Genomic DNA, 20,903 nt, shown 5'->3' with positions numbered 1-20,903 from the left:
GAGGAAAAGACCAGATGATGAACGAGACGACGAGACCGACGCGACGCGCCCTGGTGCTGGGCCTGGCGGCGTCGGTCACCCTTGGCCATCACGCCCTGGCGCAGGCCCTGCCCACCGTGGCCGTGACGAAGGACCCGAGCTGCGGCTGCTGCGAGAAGTGGGTCGCCCACCTGCGGGAGCAAGGTTTCGCGGTAACCGTGACGGAGGGCCCGGTGAACCCGCTGAAGGTGCGCCTCGGGGTGCCACGGGACCTCGCTTCCTGCCACACCGCCCAGGTCGGCGGCTACGTGGTGGAGGGGCACGTGCCGGCCGGGGCGATCAGGCGGCTCCTGGCCGAGAAGCCCGAGGGCACGGGGCTGGCCGTCCCCGGCATGCCCGCCGGCTCCCCCGGCATGGAGGTCGAGGGCATGGAACCCGACACCTACGACGTCGTCCTGTTCGGACCGGCAGGCCGCGAAACATTCGCGCGATACCGCGGAGGCGTGGTGGCTTGAACCGCGTCAAGAAGAGGGACCCCCTCAACTCACCGCGCCCAGCATGTCGAGGACCGGGCATGCGGGAACCGGCTCACCCGTGCATCGATGGACGGTCTCATCGAGGACGCGCTCAAGTGCCATCAGGCGGGTGAGCTTATCCCGCACCGCCGCCAGGTGCACGCTCGCGATGTCCCGCACCTCGGCACAGGAACGATGGCCCGGTTCCGAGAGCCTCAGCAAGGCCCGGATATCCTCGATGCCGAAACCGAGTTCCCGGGCATGGCGGATGAAGGCCAGACGCCGGACATGGGTATTGTCGTAGACGCGATGGCCTCCGGCGGTCCTTGGCGGCGGGGGCATGAGCCCGATGCGCTCGTAGTACCGGATGGTCTCAAGGTTGACGCCAGCCGCCTCGGCCAGCCGTCCGATGGTGATGCCTTGCGGTGATGCGACCACTTTGTGCTTGAACCCGTAGCGGCTACGGGGTGCAAGGTGCCACGCGATCATCGGGAGCACCACACATGAGCGTTCGAGCCTTGGCCGAACCAATCGCGAGCGCGGACCCGCCCGCACTTTCGCCCGGCGTGCTCGCGAGCCTGGGTACCGTGGCCGGAATGGGGGCTCTCGCGGCGTCCTCGTGCTGTGCCCTGCCGGTCGCCCTAGCAGGCCTCGGTGCGACGGGGGCAGTGTTCGGTGGCTTGCATCTCCTGGTGGAACTGCGCCCGTTCCTGCTGGGCGGCGCCACCCTCGCGCTGCTCATCGGCTGGGGCGTGATGTTCCGGCACCGTGCGCGCGCATGCGCGCCGTCAGGTCCGTGTGCGGGGAAACGGGGCCGATGGCGGACGGCGACCCTGCTCGGGTCCGGCAGCATCCTCGTCGGCCTGGCGGCGATATGGGAGCCATATATCGAGCCGGTCGTCCTGCGGGCGATGCGAGGCTGACGATGCAGCTTCAATCGACGCTCACCTGCCCGCACTGCGGTCGGCAGGCCTTGGAAACGATGCCCACCGACGCTTGCCGGTTCTTCTATGACTGCACCGGGTGCGGGACCCTTCTCCAACCCAAGACCGGGGATTGCTGCGTGTTCTGCTCCTACGGCGACGTGCCGTGCCCCCCGATCCAGGAGGCCATACGGAGCGGGACCCCTTCGGCCTGCTGCGATGGAAACTGATGCGACCCAAAAGTTCAACCGATCCGGCAAAGCGGCTCCCGTCGCCCAAATGACCGATGGACCTTGACCTTCCCACGGTGGGAAGCACCATCTGGGTGTGACGTCACCCGAACGGAGAGTCGTCATGTTCGAAATCAAGGTCACCAGGATGAACTGCGCCGGCTGCGCCAAGTCAGTCACCCGCGCGATCCACGACGTGGATGCCGGCGCCACGGTCTCGGTCGATCTCCCGACCGGCAAGGTCGCCATCACGAGCCTCGCCGGGACCCCGGCCGGACGGTTCGTCGACGCGGTCCGTGCCGCCGGCTATGGCGCGGACGCCGTAGCCCTTGCGGCCTGAACCGACAAAGATCTGAAACCGAAGGCGCGGTTCGAGGATTGCTTCCTTCGAACTGGCCATTCCTCCCAGCTCTCATTTGGTGTACGCGGGTATCATGAACCTCGACCGGCAACTCGCGCGCTTGATGGCGGCGATGATCGTGATGATCGTCGCCTACGTCTCGCCGTCTGCCGTCCAGGCTCACGAGGGCCATGCCCACCATGGTCACCGCCAGGCCGCCTCGGTGGATGTGGCACCTTCGCCGCCGGTCGTTCAAGTGGCCCCGGTGGCGGTGACGAAGGTTGCCTTGGCCGTCATTCCAGCCGCCACCTTCGAGACCATCGTTGGCTCCGCCACCCCCGGTTCGATCCAATCCGACGAACAGGGTCGCGGATGCTGCCCCGGCCCGTGCAAGGGCGCCTGCTGCGGGACGATGTCCTGCTGCGTGCCCGGCATCCTGGGCGGTTCCGTGTCCCTGCCGACGCTCGCCTTCGGGCATGTCGCGCTGATCGCGCACGACGTCGACGGCCTTACCGGCATCGGCCCCGAGGCCCTGCCCAGGCCCCCAAGAACCCTCGCGTAACGAACGGCGCGCCCGAGGCGCGCAACGGTCGGATTCCGTCTGGTTTTTCCAGGTGTGCGTCCGGTGTTCGAACGTGAGGATGCCCTTCCATGTCTTTTCGCATTGCCGCCGCCCTTGGTGCGGCGTGGCTGGCCGTCTCTTTGCCGGCGGGTCCCGCACGTGCCCATGAGGGGCACGACCACGGTGCGCCGACCCCGCCGGTCTCGAAGTCCGTCGCCCCGCGTGGCGAGGCCGCGTCCGACGCTTTCGAGCTGACCGCCATCCCGCGGGACGGGAAGGTGATGTTCTACCTCGACCGCTTCCGGACGAACGAGCCAGTCCATGGCGCCGTCCTGGAGGTGGAGACGCCCGAGGGCCAGATGACGGCGACCGAGACCGATGAGGCAGCCTACGTGCTCGCCGCGCCCTGGCTCGCGAAGGCGGGGTCGCACGACCTGCTGGTGACCGTCACCGCCGGGGACGCGGTCGACGTCCTTACCGTCCCACTGTCGATTCCGGAAACGGTAGCGTCTGGGGCCACTCCGGCGACGGTGCCGAGCGTGACAGCCATGGGGAAGGTGTCCGATGCGGTCGCGGACCTGAAGGCGCGTCTCGCCGCCAAGGACCCGGTCCTGATGCTGACCGCGGCGGCCGCCTTCCTCCTCGGCATGCTGATCACCGTGCTCACGCGGGGGCGGCGCAGCCTGCCGGCCGTGGCCGTCATGGCCGTAGTCGTCACCTTGGCACTTGGGACGGCCGCCTTCGCGCACGGCGACGAGGACCACGGCGCCGCAACCAAGGATGCGCCCGTACAAGGCGCGGCCCTGCTCGACCCTGCTCAGCCCTCCTCAGACCTGGCCCAGCGTCTGCCCGACGGCTCGGTGTTCGTGCCCAAGCCCACCCAGCGCCTGCTCGTCCTGCGCACCACGATGACGGAGCAGGCGACGTTCCACCGGACGGTCGAATTGCCGGGGCGCGTGATCCCTGACCCGAACGCCAGTGGCGTCGTGCAATCCTCCGTGGGCGGCCGCCTCTCGCCGCCAGCCTCGGGCCTGTTTCCCAGGCTTGGCACGACGGTCAAGAAGGGTGACGTGCTCGCTTACGTCACCCCGCCGGTCCAGGCCATCGACGTCTCCGACATGCGCCAGCGCCAGGGCGAGCTCGACCAGCAGATCGATGTCGTCGAGCGCCGGGTCGAGCGCTATCGCAAGCTCGCGGTCACCGGTGCCGTCGCCCAGACCCAGCTCGACGACGCCCTGTCAGAGTTGAAGGGCCTGCAGGACCGCCGCACGGCCCTCGACAAGGCGCGCCAGCAGCCGGAGGCCCTCGTGGCACCCGTCGACGGCGTGATCGCGCAAGCGACCGCCGTGGCGGGCCAGATGGCGGCTGCCGGCGGTATGGTGTTCCAGATCGTCGACCCGACCCGGCTATGGGTCGAGGCCCTGAGCTTCGATGCCCTTACGCCAGCCGAAAATGCCACGGCCCGCTTCGCCGATGGGCGCACCCTGTCCCTCGTGTACCAGGGCGCCGGGCTCGCCGATCGCAACCAGGCCATTCCGGTCCAGTTCGCGGTGAAAGGCAACACCAGCGGCCTGCGGGTCGGGCAGTTCGTCACGGTGCTCGCCGGCACGGACGCCGAACAGTCCGGCCTCGCCCTGCCGCGCGCGGCCGTGGTCCGCTCCGGCAATGGGCAGGCCATCGTCTACGAGCACGTCGCCGCCGAACGCTTCGAGGCGCGGCAGGTCCGGGTCGAGCCCCTCGATGGGACCAACGTGCTCGTCGCCGAGGGCGTCGGTGCCGGCAAGCGCATCGTCACCGAGGGCGCTGAGCTCCTCGATCAGGTCCGGTGAGGAAGCAAGCCTATGTTCAATTTCCTCGTCACGCAGTCCCTGCGCAACCGGCTGATCGTGCTCGCGGTCGCCGCCGTCCTGATCCTGTACGGCGCCTTCACGGCGACCAAGCTCCCGGTCGACGTGTTCCCAGACCTCAACAAGCCGACGGTCACCATCATGACCGAGGCCGAGGGGCTCGCCCCGCCCGAGGTGGAGCAACTCGTCACCTATCCCATCGAAACCCGGATGAACGGCCTGCCCAGCGTCAGCCGGGTGCGCTCGGTCTCCGGCGTCGGGCTTTCCATCGTCTACGTCGAGTTCGACTGGGGCACCGACATCTACCGGAATCGGCAGCAGATCGCCGAGCGCCTGACCCTTGTCCGTGACCAGCTCCCCGCGAACGTCACACCTCAGATGGGTCCGATCTCGTCGATCATGGGCCAGATCCTGCTGGTGGCGGTCACCGGAGACAATGCCACTCCGATGGAGATCCGCGAGGCTGCCGACTTCATCCTGCGGCCGCGCCTCCTGACCATTCCCGGCGTCGCTCAGGTGATCCCCATCGGCGGCGAGGTGCGTCAGTTTCGGGTCAGCCCGAACGTGGCGGCCATGCGAGCGCTTGGCGTCACCAACGCACAGCTTGAGGCGTCCCTTACCCAGTTCGGCACCAACGCCGGCGGTGGGTTCACTGACCAGTACGCCCGCGAGTACCTCATCCGGAACATCGGCCGGACCATGAGCCTCGACGACCTGCGCAGTGTCGTGGTTGCCAACGTCGGCGACGCGCCAGTCTACCTGCGCCAGGTGGCGGACGTCTCGTTCGCCCCAAGGGTGAAGCGGGGCGACGGCGGCTTCATGGGCAAGCCGGCGGTCATCGTCTCGGTCGAGAAGCAACCCGACGTCGACACCGTGAAGCTCACCCGCGAGATCGAGGCGGCTCTGAAGGAGGTCACCGCGACCCTTCCGAATGGGATCAAGGCCGACCAGGTCCTGTTCCGCCAGGCGAACTTCATCGAGACCTCCATTGCTAACGTCGAGCGTGTCCTCGTCGAGGCCATCGTAGTGGTGGCCATCGTGCTGTTCGCGTTCCTCCTGAACGTGCGCACCACGGTGATCTCGCTCACCGCCATCCCGGTCTCGATCCTAGCGACCGCAATCGCCTTCCACCTCGCCGGCCTGTCCATCAACACGATGACCCTGGGCGGCCTTGCCATCGCTATCGGTGAGCTCGTCGACGACGCGGTGGTCGACGTCGAGAACATCTTCCGCAGGCTCGGCGAGAACCGGGCGGCTGGCTCGCCGCGCTCGACCTTCGACGTGGTGGTTTCGGCCTCATCCGAGGTCCGCTCGGGCATCGTCTACGCGACGATGATCATCGTCCTCGTATTCGTACCACTGTTTGCCCTGTCCGGCATCGAGGGGCGTCTCTTCGCGCCCTTGGGGCAGGCTTACATCATCTCGATCCTGGCGAGCCTGCTCGTATCGGTGACCTTGACGCCGGTGCTGGCGTACTACCTGCTGCCCGGCCTCAAGAGCCTGGCCGAGCACGACAGCGCTCTTTTGCGTTGGCTCAAGCGCGGCAACGCTCGCCTGCTCGGGGTCGCATTCCGGCACCAGCGGGTGCTCGTCGCCACAGTGGCGATCGCAGTCGTGGCAGCCGGCATCGCCGCCTGGAACCTGCCGCGGGCCTTCCTGCCGCCGTTCAACGAGGGCTCGTTCACCGTCAACACGACCTTCAACCCAGGCATCTCCCTCTCAGAGAGCAACCGCGTCGGTCTTATCGCCGAGCGCCTGCTACTCGACATCCCCGAGGTCGCCGCGGTCGGCCGCCGTACCGGACGCGCCGAGCTCGACGAACACGCCGAGGGCGTCCACTCCTCCGAGATCGAGGTTGAGCTCAAGGGCGCCGGGCGGGGGAAGGATGCGGTGGTCGCCGACATCCGCCAGCGTCTCTCTGCCCTACCCCTGTCGGTCAACGTCGGCCAGCCAATCTCGCACCGGCTCGACCACATGCTCTCCGGGGTTCGGGCGGAACTCGCCCTGAAGATCTTTGGTGAGGACCTCGACGCGCTTCGGAGCGTGGCCAACGACATGCGGGACCGCATGGCGAAAATCCCTGGCTTGGCCGACCTCCAGGTCGAGAAGCAGGTCCGCATCCCCCAGCTTGAGATCCGGGTCGACTACACAAGGGCTGCCCTCTACGGGGTGCAGCCTTCGGCGGTGGTCGAGCAGCTCAGCCGCCTCTCGAACGGGCGTGTCGTCTCGACCGTGGCCGACGGCTACAAGCGCTTCGACGTGGTCCTACGCCTGCCCGAGCGGCAGCGCACGACGCAGGGGTTAAAGGACCTGTTGATCGAGACCCCTTCCGGATGGGTGCCCGCTCGCCAGGTCGCGGACATCCGCGAGACCGACGGGCCGAACCAGATCCTTCGGGAGAACAGCCGGCGACGCCTGGTTGTCCAGGCCAACACCAACGGCCAGAGCGACATGGCCACCATCGTGGCGGCCATCCGGCAGCAGGTGTCGGACGCCAAGCTCCCGCCCGGCTTCTTCGCCAGCCTGGAGGGGACCTTCCAGGCGCAGGAGGAAGCGAGCCGGACCATCGCGGCCCTGTCCGGGCTCTCCCTCGCCCTGGTCTTCGCCATCCTCTACAGCCGCTACCGCTCGGCCGTCCTGGCGCTGATCATCATGGGCAACGTGCCGCTCGCCCTCATCGGCAGCGTGATCGCGCTCTGGCTGGTCGGGCAGCCGCTCTCGGTGGCGTCGATGATTGGGTTCATCACCCTGACCGGCATCAGCGCCCGCAACGGCATCCTTAAGATCAGCCACTACCTGAACCTGTCGCTGCACGAAGGCATGCCATTCGGACGCGACCTCGTGGTGCGGGGCAGCTTGGAGCGGCTGACCCCGGTGCTGATGACGGCGCTGTCGGCCGGCGTCGCCCTGGTACCGCTGCTCTACGACGCCGCGAACCCGGGCAAGGAGATCCTACACCCGGTCGCGGTGACCATCTTCGGCGGCCTGATCAGCGCGACCCTGCTCGACACGGTCCTGACGCCGGTCCTGTTCCTGCGCTTCGGCAAGGCCCCACTGGAGCGCCTGCGCGCGACACAGGCTGAGACCTCCGACACCCCTCGTCCCGACGGCGCCAAGCCGCGTCCGGCCGAGGCGTTCTGAGCCGACCGATCCCAAAAAGGAGAAGCCTGATGATTCCCTGGAGAATGGCCCTGGCCGCCGGCATGCTGCTCGCCCTGCCGGTCCATGCGCACGAGGTGTCCGGCCAGCACGGCGGCCGTGTGACGGACGCCGGAAAGTATCACGTCGAGCTCGTCGCCAAGGGCGAGACCATCGACGTGTTCCTCACGGACGGCAGCCAGAAGCCGGTGCCGGCGACCGGCTTCAAGGGCACCGCCATCCTCGTCGTCGGCGGCAAGCCCGCCCGTGTGCCGCTCGAACCGACCGACGGCAACCGCCTCTCGGGCAAAGCCGCCGTCAGCGTCGGCGAGAGCCCGAAGGGCGCCGTCCAGCTAACCGCCCCCGACGGCGCGACGACCAGCGGCAAGTTCAACTGATCAACGGCCCTCCGGCCCCGAACGCGGGCCGGAGGGGACCGACCGATCCCACGCAGGGATGCAGGGGAGACCGCTCAGTGGCTCGTCCCTCCTGTCCAAGTCACCGACCCGGAAGCAGACGCTTGCCGGCCTGTCCATCTCGACGAACCAAGGAGATCGAACCCATGAAGATCACGACCATCACCGCCCTGCTGATTGCCCTCTCGGCGGCTGCCCCGGCCCTTGCCGACGACCAGGGCAACGCCAACGCCGAGCAGCAGACCCAGCCGACGCCGAACCGCGGCGGCACCTCGGGCGGTCCGGCCCACGACGTCCGTCCTGGCGAGGCCGGAACGGTGCGCTCCGGCGAGCGCACGGGCCATGACGGCCGGCATTCCACGGAAACGGCCCCGCAGAACGCTCGCGGCCGCTGAAGCGGCCGAGGGGGCAGTCGCCCACCTACGCAGGCATCCATCGACATCACGCCAGGAAGGCAACCATGAAAAACGTCAGCAAGATCGCCCTCGCCGCCGCCCTCGGTCTCGGACTGGCCGGCCCGGCCCTCGCCCAGGCCACGCACGATCACGGCGCGATGCCCGGCAAGGACATGGGTTCGATGGAGTCCATGAAGCCGGACCCGAAGGACAACGCCTCGACCAAGGACTTCAAGGCCGCCGACATGGCCATGATGAAGGACATGGACGTCGCCTACACGGGCAACCCTGACGTCGACTTCCGCACCCACATGATCCCCCACCACAAGGGTGCTGTGGCGATGGCCAAGGTCGCCCTGAAGCATGCCAAGGACCCGGCGACCAAGGAGATGGCTCAGAAGATCATCGACGACCAGGAAAAGGAGGTCGGTGAGATGGAGGCTTGGCTGAAGAAGAACGCGAAGTAGGCCACTCGGCGGAAGGCCTGGAGGTCGGTACGGGACCGGCTTCCAGGCCCGCGATGATGGGACAGTCCGGGCGCTCGTCGCCGTCGCAGGCGCGGCTGAGGCCCCGTAGGACGTCCGCCATCTCCTGCAGGTGGAGGGCCTTCCCTTCGAGCTCCTTGATATGGGTCAAGGCGAGGGCCTTCACCTCAGAGCTACTGCGACCGGGGTCGCTCCAAAGCCCGAGGAGCGCCCGGATGCGTTCCAGGGAGAAGCCGAGGTCCCGGGCCCGTCGGACGAAGCGGAGCCGGTGGACATCCTCCGGGTCGTAGTCGCGGTAGCCGCTGTCCCGACGGTCGGCACGGGGCACCAAGCCGATGCTCTCGTAGTGCCGGATCATCTTAGCCGAGACGCCCGACGCCTCCGCTGCTTGCCCGATGTTCATGGCTACCCTCACTGTTGACCTTCCCATGATGGGAAGCCGCATACCGATAGGCAACACCGACAGACGGGAACACGATCATGGTCCACGGCACCGCAGCGAACGACCACGGCGAGCATGCCGGGCATGACCACGCGCACGGCCACCACGCCGCGCCACCTCCCGAAGACGGGTCGGTCAAGGACCCCGTCTGCGGGATGACGGTCGATCCGCACACTGCGAAACACCGTGCGGAGCATGGCGGCCGCCCGTACTATTTCTGCTCCAACGGCTGCCGGACCAAGTTCGAGGCGGAGCCCTTCCGCTACCTTGACCCGGCAGGCGCGGTGGCGAAGGCCGAGACCGCCCCGGAGGGTGCCGTCTACACCTGTCCCATGCACCCTCAGATCCGTCAGGTCGGCCCCGGGTCCTGTCCGATCTGCGGCATGGCCCTGGAGCCGGCGACGGTCAGCCTGGACGACGGCCCGAACGAGGAGCTCGTCGACATGACCCGGCGGTTCTGGGTCGGGCTCGTCCTAACGCTGCCGGTGTTCGCCCTGGAGATGGGCGGTCATCTGACGGGCCTGACGGAACGGATCGGGCAGCAGAACTCCAACTGGATCCAGTTCGCGCTCGCCACGCCCGTGGTGCTCTGGGGCGGGTGGCCGTTCTTCGTGCGCGGCTACCAGTCGGTGGTTTCGCGCTCGCTCAACATGTTCACCCTGATCGCCATCGGCACGGGGGTGGCGTGGGCCTACTCGGTGGTGGCCACCCTCGCGCCGAGCCTCTTTCCGGACGCGCTGCGTGGACATGGCGGGGCCGTGCCCGCCTACTTCGAGGCGGCCGCCGTCATCACCGTTCTCGTCCTCCTCGGGCAGGTCCTGGAGCTCAGGGCGCGCGAGAGCACCGGGGGAGCGTTGCGTACGCTCCTCGACCTGGCGCCGAAGACCGCACGCCGGCTCCACGAGGACGGCACGGACGACGAGGTTCGGCTTGAGGACATCGCGGTCGGCGACCGCCTGCGCGTGCGTCCCGGGGAGAAGGTGCCGGTCGACGGTGCCGTGGTGGAGGGGCGGAGCTCGGTGGACGAGTCCCTGATCACGGGGGAGTCGATGCCGGTGACCAAAGAGGCCGGCGCGAGCGTCGTCGGCGGCAGCATCAACCAGTCCGGGTCGCTCGTGATCGAGGCCCGCAAGGTCGGCCGCGACACCATGCTGGCCCGCATCGTCCAGATGGTGGCCGAGGCCCAGCGCAGCCGCGCCCCGATCCAGCGCCTCGCCGACCGGGTCGCGGGCTGGTTCGTTCCCGTCGTCATCGGGGTGTCGGTCCTCGCCTTCGCCGCCTGGATGGCCTTGGGTCCGGAGCCCCGGTTCACCTATGCGCTGGTGGCCGCGGTCGCGGTCCTCATCATCGCCTGTCCCTGCGCCCTGGGGTTGGCCACCCCGATGTCGATCATGGTCGGCGTCGGTCGCGGGGCGGGGGTCGGGGTGCTCATCAAGAGCGCTGAGGCCCTGGAGCGCATGGAGAAGGTCACGACCCTCGTCGTCGACAAGACCGGCACCCTCACAGAGGGCAAGCCGACTGTGACCCGCATCGTCCCGGCGGAGGGCTTTTCGGAGGAGGAGATCCTGCGGCTGTCGGCCGGCGTCGAGCGGTCGAGCGAGCATCCGCTCGCCCTCGCCATCGTGGCGGCGGCGGAAAGACGCGGCATCACGATTCCGGAGGTCACCGAGTTCGACTCCCCCACCGGCAAGGGTGCCCTCGGTACTGTCGAGGGACAGCGCATCCTCCTCGGCAACGCGAACTTCCTCGCCGGCGAGAACGTCGTGACGGCGGAACTCGACGCGGCGGCGGACGGGCTGCGCCGAGACGGGGCCACCGCGATCTATGCCGCTGTCGACGGGCGGCTGGCGGGTGTCATCGCCATCGCGGACCCGGTCAAGGCGACGACCGCCGAAGCCCTGGCCGGCCTGAAGGAAGAAGGCATCCGCGTCGTGATGCTGACTGGGGACAACCGCACCACGGCCGAGGCCGTCGCCCGGCAGCTTGGGATCGACGAGGTCGAGGCCGATGTCCTACCGGACCGCAAGGCAGCCGTCGTCGAGCGCCACAAGGCGGCGGGTCAGGTGGTCGCCATGGCCGGGGACGGGGTCAACGACGCGCCGGCCCTCGCCTCCGCGGATGTGGGCATTGCCATGGGAACCGGCACGGACGTGGCCATCGAAAGCGCCGGCATCACGCTGCTCAAGGGGGACCTGATGGGGATCGTGCGGGCCCGGCGGTTGTCGCGCGCGGTGATGGGCAACATCCGGCAGAACCTGTTCTTCGCCTTCGCCTACAACGCCGCCGGCATCCCGATCGCCGCCGGGGTACTCTACCCGACCTTCGGGCTGCTCCTCTCCCCCATCATCGCGGCGGCGGCGATGTCGCTATCGTCCGTCAGCGTGATCGGGAATGCGTTGCGACTGCGTGCGGTGCGCCTTTAGAGCATGCGGTTTCCAAGTCCATGCCTAGATTGGCGAGGCGCAGCGCGAAAAGCGTTCCGCGTCTCCCCGCCGGTCGGCCCCAGATCGTCGCGACCCGGGGCGGCGGAATGCTACATGCGGTGACCGCGGTGATGGCCCATCATGTGGCCGCGACGATGACCGTGACCCATCATGCGATGACCATGGCCGTGACGCATCATGCGATGGCCGCGATGGTGCCCGTGGCCCATCATGCGATGGCCGTGCATGCCATCCATCCGGACCTCGGTCACGGCGGTCGGGGCATCGACGGCGCCGACCATGCCCGGAGCGGCGGAGGCAGGGGCGGCGATGCCGATGGCACCGAGCGCTGCCAGGGCAGCGACGGCGAACAGGGACTTCCTCATGGGGGCTTCCTCTTTGGTTGTTGGTGGCTCGCATCGGCACCGTGTCGATCTAGAATCGAATGGCCATATGGGAGTGGTGAGGAACGGCTCCGCTTTGAATAGGGTTCCGGGGATGTTCAGTCTCCCGGTCGCCATGGATAAGGAAGGCTTATCCCGCTGAGCATGATGTCAGCGGTGCTCGTCCGCGAAAAGGTCCCGCGTTCGGGAGGAGTCGCCATGCGACTGCGACCGTGTTACCTATTGGGTAACGGAGTGCGGAGCATTACCTTGCGGGTAACGGATTGGTGCGATGCAGATCCGTTTCCGGTCTAGGCGCCTGGGGAAGGCGCTGTCGGACCTGAAACAGATGGCGAAGGCCTACGGGGACAGGGCGAAACCGATACGGAGGCGGCTGGACATCCTGGGGCAGGCGGCCTGCCTCTCGGACGTCCCGACCGGGCCACCCGATCACCGGCATCAACTCGGCGGTAACCGGGAAGGCCAACTCTCGGTCACGATCAAGGACAACTGGCGTATCGTCTTCGTGCCCGACCACGACCCGGTGCCATGCCTGCCTGACGGCGGGCTCGACACGGGTCAGGTCACGGCGGTCGAGATCATCGAAATCGTCGACTACCACGGCAACTGAACGGCGGAGACCAAGGGGATGACGACGCAGGAAGCCTGGACCCCGCAATGGGCGACCCATCCCGGCGAACACCTCGAAGAGTACATTCAAGAGCGTGGTTGGTCCCAGGCCGAGTTCGCCCGCATCGCCGACATGACGCCCAAGCTGGTCAGCACGATCATCAACGGCTCAAACCCGGTCACGCCCGAGACGGCACTCAAGCTGGAGCATGTGCTCGGCCTCAAGGCCTACATCTGGACCGGCCTCCAGGCGAACTGGGACTTGTTCCAGGCCCGGCGGCGCGAGCAGGAGGCAGCCGGGCGCGAGGCCGAATGGCTCAAGGGGCTCCCCGTCCGGGAATTGAAGGCCTGCGGGCGCCTTCCACAGACCAATGACCCCGGCAGGATCATGGATGGGCTGCTCGGCCTCCTGGGGATCGGGGGACCTCACGCCTATGATGCGAAGCTGGGGTCCCTGGCCGTGCATCACCGCAAGGCCAGAACCGGCACCACCTCGCCCCACCATATGCTTTGCTGGCTGATGCTGGGCGAGGAGAAGGCGCGCCAACTCAGCCTGCCGGCCTACGATCCCCGACGGTTCAAGCAGGGATGCGCCGAGATCCGTTCGCTCACCGTGCACCGCGCCGAGTTCTTCGAGCCGCGCCTGAGGGAGATCTGCCACGCGTCCGGCGTCGCCCTAGTGTTCCAGAAGCCGTTGAGCAAGACCTGCGTCTTCGGCTCGGCGCGGTGGCTGAACGACGAGCGCCCCCTGATCCAGATGTCGCTGCGCATGAAGACCAACGACCATTTCTGGTGGACCTTCTTCCACGAGGCGGCGCACATCACCCTGCATCGCGGAAAGAACTTCGTGGACGACCACAACGGCGAGGGCGACGACATCGAAGCCGAGGCGGATGCCTGGGCCGAGGAGATGCTGGTCGGACGTGAGCGGATTGCCGCCTTCGCCACCACGTGCCCCAGGACCAAGCAGGAGGTCGTGGCATTCGCCGACGAAGTCGGGCTTCATCCGGGCATCGTGCTCGGGATGCTGCAGCATCGTCGCGTCGTCCCCTTCAGCCACATGAACGACCTCAAGGCGCGTTTGGGATGGGCGGACGAGGTCGCAGCGGCCTGATGGACGCGGGGCATCGGTGAGCCCTTTCGGACATTCCGCCGCCCTCCCCCGACAATCGTGTCACTTCCGCCCGTCCCCCGCCGCGGCGAAGGTCTCAAGGAGACGCCGGCGCTCCGCCTCGGTCACGCCTGTCGCCGGCGGTTTGGTCGCAACCTTGCTCCGTACCGACCCATGCCCTCCGATGGGCGCGACCGGCCCCGGAGCCGGCATCGCGACCTCGCGCGGCCCTGACGCCAGGGCTTCGGGTCGGCTCACCTCTCCGAGCCCGCCGCTGGCCGCCATCATGGTCTCGCGGAACGCCCGGTGCTGGCCGCCGTCGTCGTACACCAGGCGGATGGCCGGCGTTCCGTTCGCCACGAGGGCGGCGACCTGCCGATCGTCGTCCGCCTGTTTCCGGGCAACCTCATCGGCCGTGGAGGCGTCGGCGCCCGCGTCGAACACGTAGTGCCCGCCCGCCACGTCGACGACCGGTTCGGCCTTCGTGACCTCGAATCGGTCGGCCCCTTCCTTGATGTTCTTCCAGAAGGCAAGGTTCGGGTCCTGGCGGTGTCGGGCCAGGTTCTCCGGGGTCATGCGGAACGGGTAGGACTGGAACTGGACGGCACGCTGCCCGCCGGCGAACGCCTTGCGGACCACGGCATAGAGCTCTGAGATCGCCTCGTCGGTCATCGCGAAGCAGCCCTGGGACGAGCAGGAGCCGTGGACCATCAGGTGCGTACCCGTGCGCCCGAGGGAGCGGTCGTACGCGTTCGGGAACCCGAGGTCGAACGAGAGATAGAGGCTGGAGTTCGGGTTCATGGATGCGGGCGAGATCGCGTAGAAGCCCTCGGGGGCCTGGCGGTCGCCCTCCCGGGTCTTAGGCCCGAGTTGCCCTGACCAGCGGCACATTGGATACGTCTTCAGCAAGGCGTACCTACCGTCCACCCCGCGCTTCCAGAGCTCGATCTCGGCTTCCTTCTTGTAGGCCCGCATCAGGATCGGGTCGCCGGGAGACACCCCCTTGGTCGACATCAGGGCCAGGGTCGCCGGCGGGATGGGCGCGAGGTGGCGGGTTGAGGCCGCGTACCTTCCGTCCTGGCATGCGGATAGCGCCAGGACGAGTGTTAGGCCGAGCGTGATCTTCTTCAGCATGCCGGCCTCGCTGGTGGCGATGTTCGAGCCTGGGCTTGAACGGGGGATAACGGGTTGTCGTGGCCACGATTCGACAGGATAGGGGCCATCATGGGATCGGATCCCCGGTTCCCGAATGCCCCGCGGCCGGGATCCCGGTCCCGGTGGCATGCGCCCTGGCAAGGTTTGCGGCCGTGGTTAATGCGGTTCCGATGCCGGTCGCCGCGTCGTCGAGGCCCTGTCACCCAAGGGCGACCCGTTCTCGATGTGGGGCGATCCCACCGGCATCAGGTGGAAATGGGTCTCCCCGCCGATGCGACAGAGGCAGTACAGCAGGTAGACGCACGCCGGGACGCCCAGCATCACGAGCCAGAACGTATGCCCGGACGCTTTCCGGACATGCGCCCTCACGTGACGTCTGCGACGCCCGCCCTTAGCGCCCCAGTGGGCCGTGGCTCGGCCCAGCTTCTTGCTCATCCGGCCCTCCTACTCGGCGGCCCGGAGGTGCGGTTGGACCGGTGAGGGCCCATCCTTCCATACGACGACCTTCCCCGCGAACCTGGCGTAGAGGGCCGGCAGGACGACGAGGGTCAGCAGGGTCGCCGAGATAAGGCCACCGATGACGACGGTCGCCAGCGGACGCTGGATCTCGGCACCGGTCTCGGTCGCGAGTGCCATTGGCACGAACCCAAGGGACGCCACCAGGGCGGTCATGGCGACCGGACGTAGCCGGGTCATTGCGCCTTCCAGGATGGCCTCGCGCCGAGGTCGCCCTTCGGCGATGAGCTGCTTAATGTAGGTCAGCATCACAAGTCCGTTGAGCACCGCCACCCCGGACAGGGCGATGAACCCCACGGCCGCCGGCACCGAGAACGGCATGCCCCGCAGCCACAAGGCGGCGATGCCTCCGGTGAGCGCAAGAGGGACGGCGCTGAAGACCAGGAGGGCGTCGCGGGCCGAGTTCAGGGCCGAGAACAGCAGCAGGAAGATCAGGAAGAAGCAGACGGGAACGACCACCATCAGGCGCTGTCGTGCGGAGGCCAGGTTCTCGAACTGCCCGCCCCATGTCACGTAGTACCCGGCCGGGAGCGATACGTCTGACGTCACCTTGGCCTGAGCCTCGGCCACGAGCGATCCGATATCCCGGCCACGGACGTTGGCGGTGACCACCACCCGGCGCCGGCCGTTCTCTCGCGAGATCTGGTTCGGGCCCTCCGTGACCGAGAAGCTGGCGACCTGCTTTAAGAGCACCGAAGAAGCCCGTCCGTTGAGCCCGGGTGGTAGTGGGACCGGGATGTTCTCCAGGGCCTCGCGATCCTCTCGAACCTTATCGTTGAGGCGCACCACGATGGGGAAACGCCGGTCGCCCTCGAACACCATTCCAGCCTCGCGACCGCCGATGGCCGCGCCGATGACGTCCTGGATCGCGGACGTGCTTAGGCCGAGGCGCGCGGCCTCGGTCTTGTTGATCTTGATCTCCAGGAAAGGCAGGCCGGCGGTCTGCTCGACCTTGACGTCGTCGGCGCCCTCGGTCCCGCGCAGGATAGTGGCGACCTGGTTGGCTGCCTTGAGCATGGGCTCGAACTCCTCGCCGAACACCTTCACGGCCAGGTCACCACGGGTGCCGGCCAGCAGCTCGTTGAAGCGAAGCTGGATGGGCTGGGAGAACTCGTAGACGTTGCCCGCGAGGGACCCGAGCGCCTTCTCGATCTGCTCCTGCAGGTCGGCCTTTGAGAGGCTCGCGTCGGGCCATTCTTCTTGCGACTTGAGGATGACGAAGGTGTCGGACGAGCTCGGCGGCATCGGGTCGGAGGCCACCTCCGCGGTGCCGGTCTTGGAGAAGACGTAGGCGACCTGGGGGAAGCGGCTGATCGCCTGCTCGACCTTGAGCTGCATCGCCTGCGACTGGGTCAGGGAGGTCGACGGGATGCGCTGCGCGTTGAGCGCGATGCTCTTCTCGTCGAGCTGGGGGATGAACTCCTGCCCGAGCTTGGTGAACAGGAACCCGGCGCCTATGAGCAGCGCCAGCGCGACCGCGACGAAGGTCATCGGGATGCGAAGGGCGGCGCCGAGGACCGGGCGGTAGGCGGCCTTGATCCCGCGGATGATGAAATTGTCCTTCTCCGTGACCTTGCCGGTGATGACGATGGCGATCATCGCCGGCACGAAGGTGAGGGACAGGACGAAGGCCGAGACGAGGGCGATGATGACGGTGAGCGCCATCGGCTCGAACATCTTGCCCTCGACCCCCGTGAAGGTGAGGAGCGGCACGTAGACGAGGATGATGATGGCCTGCCCGTAGAGCGACGGCTTGATCATCTCCTCGGCGGAGGCCCGCACGGTGACGAGGCGCTCCTCAAGTTCGAGCTTGCGCCCGAGCTCGGTTTGCCGCTCGGCGAGATGGCGCAGGGCGTTCTCGGTGATGATCACGGCGCCGTCGACGATGAGGCCGAAGTCGAGCGCTCCAAGGCTCATCAGGTTGGCGCTAATGCGGCCCTGGACCATGCCGGTCGTGGTCATCAGCATCGCCACCGGGATGACGAGGGCCGTGACGATGGCTGCGCGGATGTTGCCGAGCAGCAGGAACAGCACGACGATGACGAGGGCAGCGCCCTCGGCCAGGTTCTTGGCCACCGTTCGGATGGTGGCCTCGACGAGGACCGTGCGGTTGAGGACCGTCTGGACCTCGACGCCCGGCGGGAGCGTGCGTCGGATTTCGGTCATGCGGGCGTCGACCGCGGCGGAGACGGTGCGGCTGTTCTCTCCGATGAGCATCAGGGCGGTCCCGATGACGACCTCGCGCCCGTCCTCGCTGCCCGACCCGGTGCGTAGGTCGCGCCCGATCCGGACCTCGGCGATGTCGGAGATGCGCACCGGCACGCCCCCGCGGGTGGTAACCACGACGGAGCCGATGTCCTCCATGGTCTCCAGGCGGCCGGCGGCGCGCACGACGTAGCCCTCGCCGTTGTCCTCCAGGTAGCGCGCGCCCTGGTTGGCGTTGTTGGCCTCCAGCGCCCGGCCGATGTCGGCGAACGACAGGTCGAGGGCGGTGAGCTTCATCGGGTCGGGCTGGACGTGGTACTGCTTGTCGAAGCCGCCGATGCTGTCGACGCCGGCCACTCCCTGAACGGTCTTCACCTGCGGGCGGATGATCCAGTCCTGGACCGTGCGCAGGTAGGCCGTGCGTTCAAGTTCCGTCGTGAGCCGCTGGGCCTCTGGGGTTAGGTAGCTCCCGTCCGATTGCCACCCGGCCTTTCCATCCGGCGAGACCTTGCGCTCCTCGGGCTTCGCGTAGTGGATCGACCACATGTAGATCTCGCCGAGGCCCGTTGAGATCGGGCCCATGTGCGGCTCGGCCCCCGGCGGAAGGGTCGACTTCGCCTCGCCGATGCGTTCGGCGACCTGCTGGCGGGCAAAGTAGATGTCGAGCTTTTCCGAGAAAACGGCCGTAACCTGGGAGAAGCCGTTTCGCGACAGCGAGCGGGTGTATTCCAGGCCCTTGATCCCGGCGAGCGCGGTCTCGACCGGGTAGGTCACCTGCTTCTCGACGTCGACCGGGGAGAGGGACGGCGCCGTGGTGTTGATCTGCACTTGGTTGTTGGTGATGTCCGGTACCGCGTCGATGGGCAGCTTCGTCAGCGAGAACACGCCGAAGCCGGCCGCCAGCAGCGACAGGAGGACGACCAACCAGCGCTGGTGGACGGAGAAGTCGAGTATCTTCGAGATCATGATGGCCGCCCTCAGTGCGCGTGGTCGGCTTCGGCCTTGCCGAGCTCGGCCTTCAGGACAAAGGAGTTGGCCACAGCGACCTCTTCCCCGGGATTGAGGCCGGTAAGGATCTCGAAGGCGTCATCGTCGGCCCTGCCGAGAGTCACGTCCCGGCGCTCGAAGCCCTCCGGGGTCCGCACGAAGGCGACCTTCTCGCCGCCGATGGTCTGGATGGCGGACTTGGGCAGCCGCACCTTGACCTTGTCCTGGGCGATCTCGACCTCGGTGGTGACGAAGGTGCCGGGCCGCCAGGCCATGTCCTTGTTCGGCAGGGCGACGATGACCCGAGCCGAGCGCGTCTCCGGGTTGAGGATGGGACTGACGAACACCACCTTGCCCTCGCCGCGGGCGGCGGCGTCGCCGACGATGGTCACCTTGGCACCCTCGCGGACCTTCGAGAGTTCGGTGGTCGGAACCGCGAGCTCGATCCACACCGAGGACAGGTCGGCGACCGTGTAGACGTCGGCCGGGTCGCCTTCCTTGCCCACGGCGGTGCCGACGTCGACCTTGCGCTCGACCACCCGCCCGGCGAGGGGTGACTTCAATTCGTAGCGGCGTAGGCTCGACAGGTTCGGCGTGGTCTCGTCCTTCCTGGCGGACGTCGCCACCTCGGCGGCGTTCAGGCCAAGGGCCGACAGCTTCTGGCGCGCGAGATCGACCCTGAGCGTCGCCTCCGAGTAGGCGGCCTTCGCGTTCAGGAATGCCGATTCCGCGGAGATCCGCTTGTCCCAGAGGGCCTGCTGGCGGTCGAAGTTCGTCTTCTCCAGGTCAGCCTTGACCGTCGCGGTGAGGAAGTCGCTCTTGGCCTCGGCGACCTCGCGGCTGTCGAGTACGGCCACGACCTCGCCCTTGGCGACCTCCTCGCCGAGGCGCTTGCGCATTTCGGACACGGTGCCGACGACCCGCACGGGAACGCGTGCGATCCGGTCGGCGTCCTGCGCGATGGTGCCGGGCACCAGCAAATGGCGCGAGAGAATCCCGCCCTCGACCATCGCCAGCTCGATGTCCTGCTCGGCGGCCTGCTCGGCCGTCATCTTGATCTTGCCCTCGCCCTCCTCGTCGTGGCCGTTCGCCTCGCCCTCGGCGTGCTTGTGGCCACCGGCTTCGGGCTTGGCCTCTCCCTCGGAGTGCTTGTGCTCGCCGGAAGGCTTGGGCTCGCCGTCGGCATGCTCGTGGCCATGGTCGCCGTGACCGTGCCCATCGTCGGCTGCGGGTGTCACCGGCCTGGTAACGGCCGCATTGGTTGGGGGCGTCGCCCGGGCGTTCGTGAGGCCGGCGGCCGCGAGGGCGCCCTGCACGACCTCGGACACACGGGGGAAGGCACCGCCGATGACGATGCCGATGGCCAGGAAAGCCACGGAAAGGAATGCACGCATGGGAATGGGCCGGGTTCCGACCGGGACGTCGCACGGCCGCTTAGGCGGCGGGAAACGGTCCCGTACTGGGTATTTCGCGAATTAGAGGCAGCCGTGACCCGTGTGGGGCCGGCCGGGACGCGCCACGGACGTGGCGGCGTCGCCTCAGGCGCGAGGCGGCCTGGGTTGGCGGTCGGGCGAGACCGATCCGATGGGTGTGGTCACGGTCGCGTAGGAGGCACGCCCCGTCCCGCGGGGCGGTAGGGCCGGCGTCCCGTCGACGCTGAGTGCCTGATGGCAGCCGCAGGTGGCATGGCAGGCGGGGCAGGCATCGGAGTGATCGACGGCGGCTGCCAGGGTTGGTGCGGACACGGACAGTTCGTGACCAACGGACCGGTGGGCCTCGGCGGAATGGATCGCGCCCGGGACGACGAGCGCCAGGACCAAGACGAGCGAGAGCACTCGCACGGTGGTCGCCCACCAGCCGCGCATCGTCTCGTAGGCCCTGATCCGAGGTCCCGTGGTCATGGTCGCCTTATGAACGATTCAGGGCCACCCGTACATGCCGGATGGCCCTTTGGCAGGGTCGAACCTTAATAGTCGTCGTGGTGATGGTGGTGGTGCCGGCGCTCGCCGTAGTACCGACGTTCCCCATAGAACGCCCGGTCGCCGTAATCCCGATGCGGACGGTGGATGACGACATCATCGTGGTCGCCATGATGGTAGCGGTCGACGTGGACGTCCCCGCCGCGCCGGTCGAAGTCGCCGCCATAGTATTGGGCGGACGCGGCGGCCGGGGCCAGGATCAGGCCGACGGCGACCAAGGCTGGAATGCGAACTCGCATGGC

Annotated in this window: 22 protein-coding genes; 13 read left to right on the top strand and 9 right to left on the bottom strand. The window is 67.9% G+C overall.

Annotation, left to right across the window (positions count from 1 at the left end):
- The first annotated feature begins 17 nt into the window (after positions 1-17).
- Positions 18-494 (top strand): DUF411 domain-containing protein, encoded by a 477-nt coding sequence (locus RQI43_RS06655; protein WP_311274756.1) that lies wholly within the window; start codon positions 18-20, stop codon positions 492-494.
- A 24-nt stretch (positions 495-518) separates the two neighbouring features.
- Here RQI43_RS06655 and RQI43_RS06650 read toward each other — a convergent pair whose 3' ends face one another.
- Entirely contained in the window at positions 519-983 is a 465-nt protein-coding gene (locus tag RQI43_RS06650; RefSeq protein ID WP_311274639.1) for a helix-turn-helix domain-containing protein, read from the bottom strand.
- Between the two features lie 14 nt (positions 984-997).
- Here RQI43_RS06650 and RQI43_RS06645 point away from each other — a divergent pair, with 14 nt between their 5' ends.
- The 9 genes from RQI43_RS06645 to RQI43_RS06605 all read left to right on the top strand — a co-directional run bounded on the left by RQI43_RS06645 (position 998) and on the right by RQI43_RS06605 (position 8,812).
- A complete protein-coding gene (locus RQI43_RS06645) occupies positions 998-1,417 on the top strand; it encodes a mercuric transporter MerT family protein (RefSeq protein ID WP_311274638.1) in 420 nt (139 codons plus the stop codon).
- Between the two features lie 2 nt (positions 1,418-1,419).
- Complete coding sequence (locus tag RQI43_RS06640) at positions 1,420-1,647, top strand: GDCCVxC domain-containing (seleno)protein (protein ID WP_311274637.1); 228 nt, start codon at positions 1,420-1,422, stop codon at positions 1,645-1,647.
- A gap of 124 nt (positions 1,648-1,771) precedes the next feature.
- Positions 1,772-1,987, top strand: a complete 216-nt coding sequence (locus tag RQI43_RS06635) for a heavy-metal-associated domain-containing protein (RefSeq protein ID WP_311274636.1) — start codon at positions 1,772-1,774, stop codon at positions 1,985-1,987.
- A 94-nt stretch (positions 1,988-2,081) separates the two neighbouring features.
- The gene (locus RQI43_RS06630) at positions 2,082-2,549 is read left to right on the top strand and encodes a hypothetical protein (RefSeq protein ID WP_311274635.1); all 468 of its coding nucleotides are present in this window, start codon (positions 2,082-2,084) and stop codon (positions 2,547-2,549) included.
- 89 nt (positions 2,550-2,638) lie between these two features.
- The gene (locus RQI43_RS06625) at positions 2,639-4,378 is read left to right on the top strand and encodes an efflux RND transporter periplasmic adaptor subunit (RefSeq protein WP_311274634.1); all 1,740 of its coding nucleotides are present in this window, start codon (positions 2,639-2,641) and stop codon (positions 4,376-4,378) included.
- A 12-nt stretch (positions 4,379-4,390) separates the two neighbouring features.
- Positions 4,391-7,537 (top strand): efflux RND transporter permease subunit, encoded by a 3,147-nt coding sequence (locus RQI43_RS06620; RefSeq protein ID WP_311274633.1) that lies wholly within the window; start codon positions 4,391-4,393, stop codon positions 7,535-7,537.
- A gap of 29 nt (positions 7,538-7,566) precedes the next feature.
- Entirely contained in the window at positions 7,567-7,932 is a 366-nt protein-coding gene (locus tag RQI43_RS06615; RefSeq protein ID WP_311274632.1) for a hypothetical protein, read from the top strand.
- 164 nt (positions 7,933-8,096) lie between these two features.
- Positions 8,097-8,345, top strand: a complete 249-nt coding sequence (locus RQI43_RS06610; RefSeq protein WP_311274631.1) for a hypothetical protein — start codon at positions 8,097-8,099, stop codon at positions 8,343-8,345.
- Positions 8,346-8,410: 65 nt separating this feature from the next.
- Positions 8,411-8,812 carry a DUF305 domain-containing protein gene (locus RQI43_RS06605; RefSeq protein ID WP_311274630.1) on the top strand — a complete coding sequence of 134 codons (402 nt, stop codon included), beginning with the start codon at positions 8,411-8,413 and terminating at the stop codon, positions 8,810-8,812.
- On the opposite strand, the gene cueR is transcribed toward RQI43_RS06605, so the two are convergent.
- Positions 8,748-9,233 (bottom strand): Cu(I)-responsive transcriptional regulator, encoded by a 486-nt coding sequence (gene cueR, locus RQI43_RS06600; protein ID WP_311274629.1) that lies wholly within the window; start codon positions 9,231-9,233, stop codon positions 8,748-8,750. The two genes, RQI43_RS06605 and cueR, sit on opposite strands and share 65 nt — an antisense overlap.
- 77 nt (positions 9,234-9,310) lie before the next feature.
- Here cueR and RQI43_RS06595 point away from each other — a divergent pair, with 77 nt between their 5' ends.
- Entirely contained in the window at positions 9,311-11,695 is a 2,385-nt protein-coding gene (locus RQI43_RS06595) for a heavy metal translocating P-type ATPase (protein ID WP_405030563.1), read from the top strand.
- A 110-nt stretch (positions 11,696-11,805) separates the two neighbouring features.
- Here the strand turns inward: RQI43_RS06595 and RQI43_RS06590 are convergent, their stop codons facing one another.
- Complete coding sequence (locus tag RQI43_RS06590) at positions 11,806-12,081, bottom strand: hypothetical protein (protein WP_311274628.1); 276 nt, start codon at positions 12,079-12,081, stop codon at positions 11,806-11,808.
- A 346-nt stretch (positions 12,082-12,427) separates the two neighbouring features.
- Between RQI43_RS06590 and RQI43_RS06585 the strand changes: the two genes are divergently transcribed.
- Both RQI43_RS06585 and RQI43_RS06580 read left to right on the top strand, forming a co-directional pair.
- Entirely contained in the window at positions 12,428-12,709 is a 282-nt protein-coding gene (locus RQI43_RS06585; RefSeq protein ID WP_311274627.1) for a system killer suppression protein, read from the top strand.
- An 18-nt stretch (positions 12,710-12,727) separates the two neighbouring features.
- Entirely contained in the window at positions 12,728-13,822 is a 1,095-nt protein-coding gene (locus RQI43_RS06580; RefSeq protein WP_311274626.1) for a HigA family addiction module antitoxin, read from the top strand.
- A gap of 60 nt (positions 13,823-13,882) precedes the next feature.
- Here RQI43_RS06580 and RQI43_RS06575 read toward each other — a convergent pair whose 3' ends face one another.
- The 6 genes from RQI43_RS06575 to RQI43_RS06550 all read right to left on the bottom strand — a co-directional run bounded on the left by RQI43_RS06575 (position 13,883) and on the right by RQI43_RS06550 (position 20,900).
- Positions 13,883-14,953 (bottom strand): murein L,D-transpeptidase family protein, encoded by a 1,071-nt coding sequence (locus tag RQI43_RS06575; RefSeq protein ID WP_311274625.1) that lies wholly within the window; start codon positions 14,951-14,953, stop codon positions 13,883-13,885.
- A 177-nt stretch (positions 14,954-15,130) separates the two neighbouring features.
- A complete protein-coding gene (locus tag RQI43_RS06570; protein ID WP_311274624.1) occupies positions 15,131-15,409 on the bottom strand; it encodes a hypothetical protein in 279 nt (92 codons plus the stop codon).
- Between the two features lie 9 nt (positions 15,410-15,418).
- Positions 15,419-18,661 carry a CusA/CzcA family heavy metal efflux RND transporter gene (locus tag RQI43_RS06565; RefSeq protein WP_311274623.1) on the bottom strand — a complete coding sequence of 1,081 codons (3,243 nt, stop codon included), beginning with the start codon at positions 18,659-18,661 and terminating at the stop codon, positions 15,419-15,421.
- Between the two features lie 11 nt (positions 18,662-18,672).
- Positions 18,673-20,076 carry an efflux RND transporter periplasmic adaptor subunit gene (locus RQI43_RS06560; protein ID WP_018044286.1) on the bottom strand — a complete coding sequence of 468 codons (1,404 nt, stop codon included), beginning with the start codon at positions 20,074-20,076 and terminating at the stop codon, positions 18,673-18,675.
- A 144-nt stretch (positions 20,077-20,220) separates the two neighbouring features.
- The gene (locus RQI43_RS06555; protein WP_238254234.1) at positions 20,221-20,583 is read right to left on the bottom strand and encodes a hypothetical protein; all 363 of its coding nucleotides are present in this window, start codon (positions 20,581-20,583) and stop codon (positions 20,221-20,223) included.
- Between the two features lie 65 nt (positions 20,584-20,648).
- Entirely contained in the window at positions 20,649-20,900 is a 252-nt protein-coding gene (locus RQI43_RS06550) for a hypothetical protein (RefSeq protein ID WP_192216543.1), read from the bottom strand.
- Positions 20,901-20,903 lie beyond the last annotated feature (3 nt).

It is taken from the genome of Methylobacterium sp. WCS2018Hpa-22 (assembly GCF_031843785.1).
Lineage (GTDB): Bacteria > Pseudomonadota > Alphaproteobacteria > Rhizobiales > Beijerinckiaceae > Methylobacterium.
The sequence above is the reverse complement of the archived record's forward strand: the minus strand, read 5'-3'. Positions and strand labels throughout refer to the sequence as shown.

Excerpts from the sequence above, each read along its gene's own strand:
- RQI43_RS06655 (WP_311274756.1), top strand. The coding sequence starts at position 18 with ATGAACGAGACGACGAGACCGACGCGACGCGCCCTGGTGCTGGGCCTG.
- RQI43_RS06650 (WP_311274639.1), bottom strand. The coding sequence starts at position 983 with ATGATCGCGTGGCACCTTGCACCCCGTAGCCGCTACGGGTTCAAGCAC.
- RQI43_RS06645 (WP_311274638.1), top strand. The coding sequence starts at position 998 with ATGAGCGTTCGAGCCTTGGCCGAACCAATCGCGAGCGCGGACCCGCCC.
- RQI43_RS06640 (WP_311274637.1), top strand. The coding sequence starts at position 1,420 with ATGCAGCTTCAATCGACGCTCACCTGCCCGCACTGCGGTCGGCAGGCC.
- RQI43_RS06635 (WP_311274636.1), top strand. The coding sequence starts at position 1,772 with ATGTTCGAAATCAAGGTCACCAGGATGAACTGCGCCGGCTGCGCCAAG.
- RQI43_RS06630 (WP_311274635.1), top strand. The coding sequence starts at position 2,082 with ATGAACCTCGACCGGCAACTCGCGCGCTTGATGGCGGCGATGATCGTG.
- RQI43_RS06625 (WP_311274634.1), top strand. The coding sequence starts at position 2,639 with ATGTCTTTTCGCATTGCCGCCGCCCTTGGTGCGGCGTGGCTGGCCGTC.
- RQI43_RS06620 (WP_311274633.1), top strand. The coding sequence starts at position 4,391 with ATGTTCAATTTCCTCGTCACGCAGTCCCTGCGCAACCGGCTGATCGTG.
- RQI43_RS06615 (WP_311274632.1), top strand. The coding sequence starts at position 7,567 with ATGATTCCCTGGAGAATGGCCCTGGCCGCCGGCATGCTGCTCGCCCTG.
- RQI43_RS06610 (WP_311274631.1), top strand. The coding sequence starts at position 8,097 with ATGAAGATCACGACCATCACCGCCCTGCTGATTGCCCTCTCGGCGGCT.
- RQI43_RS06605 (WP_311274630.1), top strand. The coding sequence starts at position 8,411 with ATGAAAAACGTCAGCAAGATCGCCCTCGCCGCCGCCCTCGGTCTCGGA.
- cueR (WP_311274629.1), bottom strand. The coding sequence starts at position 9,233 with ATGAACATCGGGCAAGCAGCGGAGGCGTCGGGCGTCTCGGCTAAGATG.
- RQI43_RS06595 (WP_405030563.1), top strand. The coding sequence starts at position 9,311 with ATGGTCCACGGCACCGCAGCGAACGACCACGGCGAGCATGCCGGGCAT.
- RQI43_RS06590 (WP_311274628.1), bottom strand. The coding sequence starts at position 12,081 with ATGAGGAAGTCCCTGTTCGCCGTCGCTGCCCTGGCAGCGCTCGGTGCC.
- RQI43_RS06585 (WP_311274627.1), top strand. The coding sequence starts at position 12,428 with ATGGCGAAGGCCTACGGGGACAGGGCGAAACCGATACGGAGGCGGCTG.
- RQI43_RS06580 (WP_311274626.1), top strand. The coding sequence starts at position 12,728 with ATGACGACGCAGGAAGCCTGGACCCCGCAATGGGCGACCCATCCCGGC.
- RQI43_RS06575 (WP_311274625.1), bottom strand. The coding sequence starts at position 14,953 with ATGCTGAAGAAGATCACGCTCGGCCTAACACTCGTCCTGGCGCTATCC.
- RQI43_RS06570 (WP_311274624.1), bottom strand. The coding sequence starts at position 15,409 with ATGAGCAAGAAGCTGGGCCGAGCCACGGCCCACTGGGGCGCTAAGGGC.
- RQI43_RS06565 (WP_311274623.1), bottom strand. The coding sequence starts at position 18,661 with ATGATCTCGAAGATACTCGACTTCTCCGTCCACCAGCGCTGGTTGGTC.
- RQI43_RS06560 (WP_018044286.1), bottom strand. The coding sequence starts at position 20,076 with ATGCGTGCATTCCTTTCCGTGGCTTTCCTGGCCATCGGCATCGTCATC.
- RQI43_RS06555 (WP_238254234.1), bottom strand. The coding sequence starts at position 20,583 with ATGACCACGGGACCTCGGATCAGGGCCTACGAGACGATGCGCGGCTGG.
- RQI43_RS06550 (WP_192216543.1), bottom strand. The coding sequence starts at position 20,900 with ATGCGAGTTCGCATTCCAGCCTTGGTCGCCGTCGGCCTGATCCTGGCC.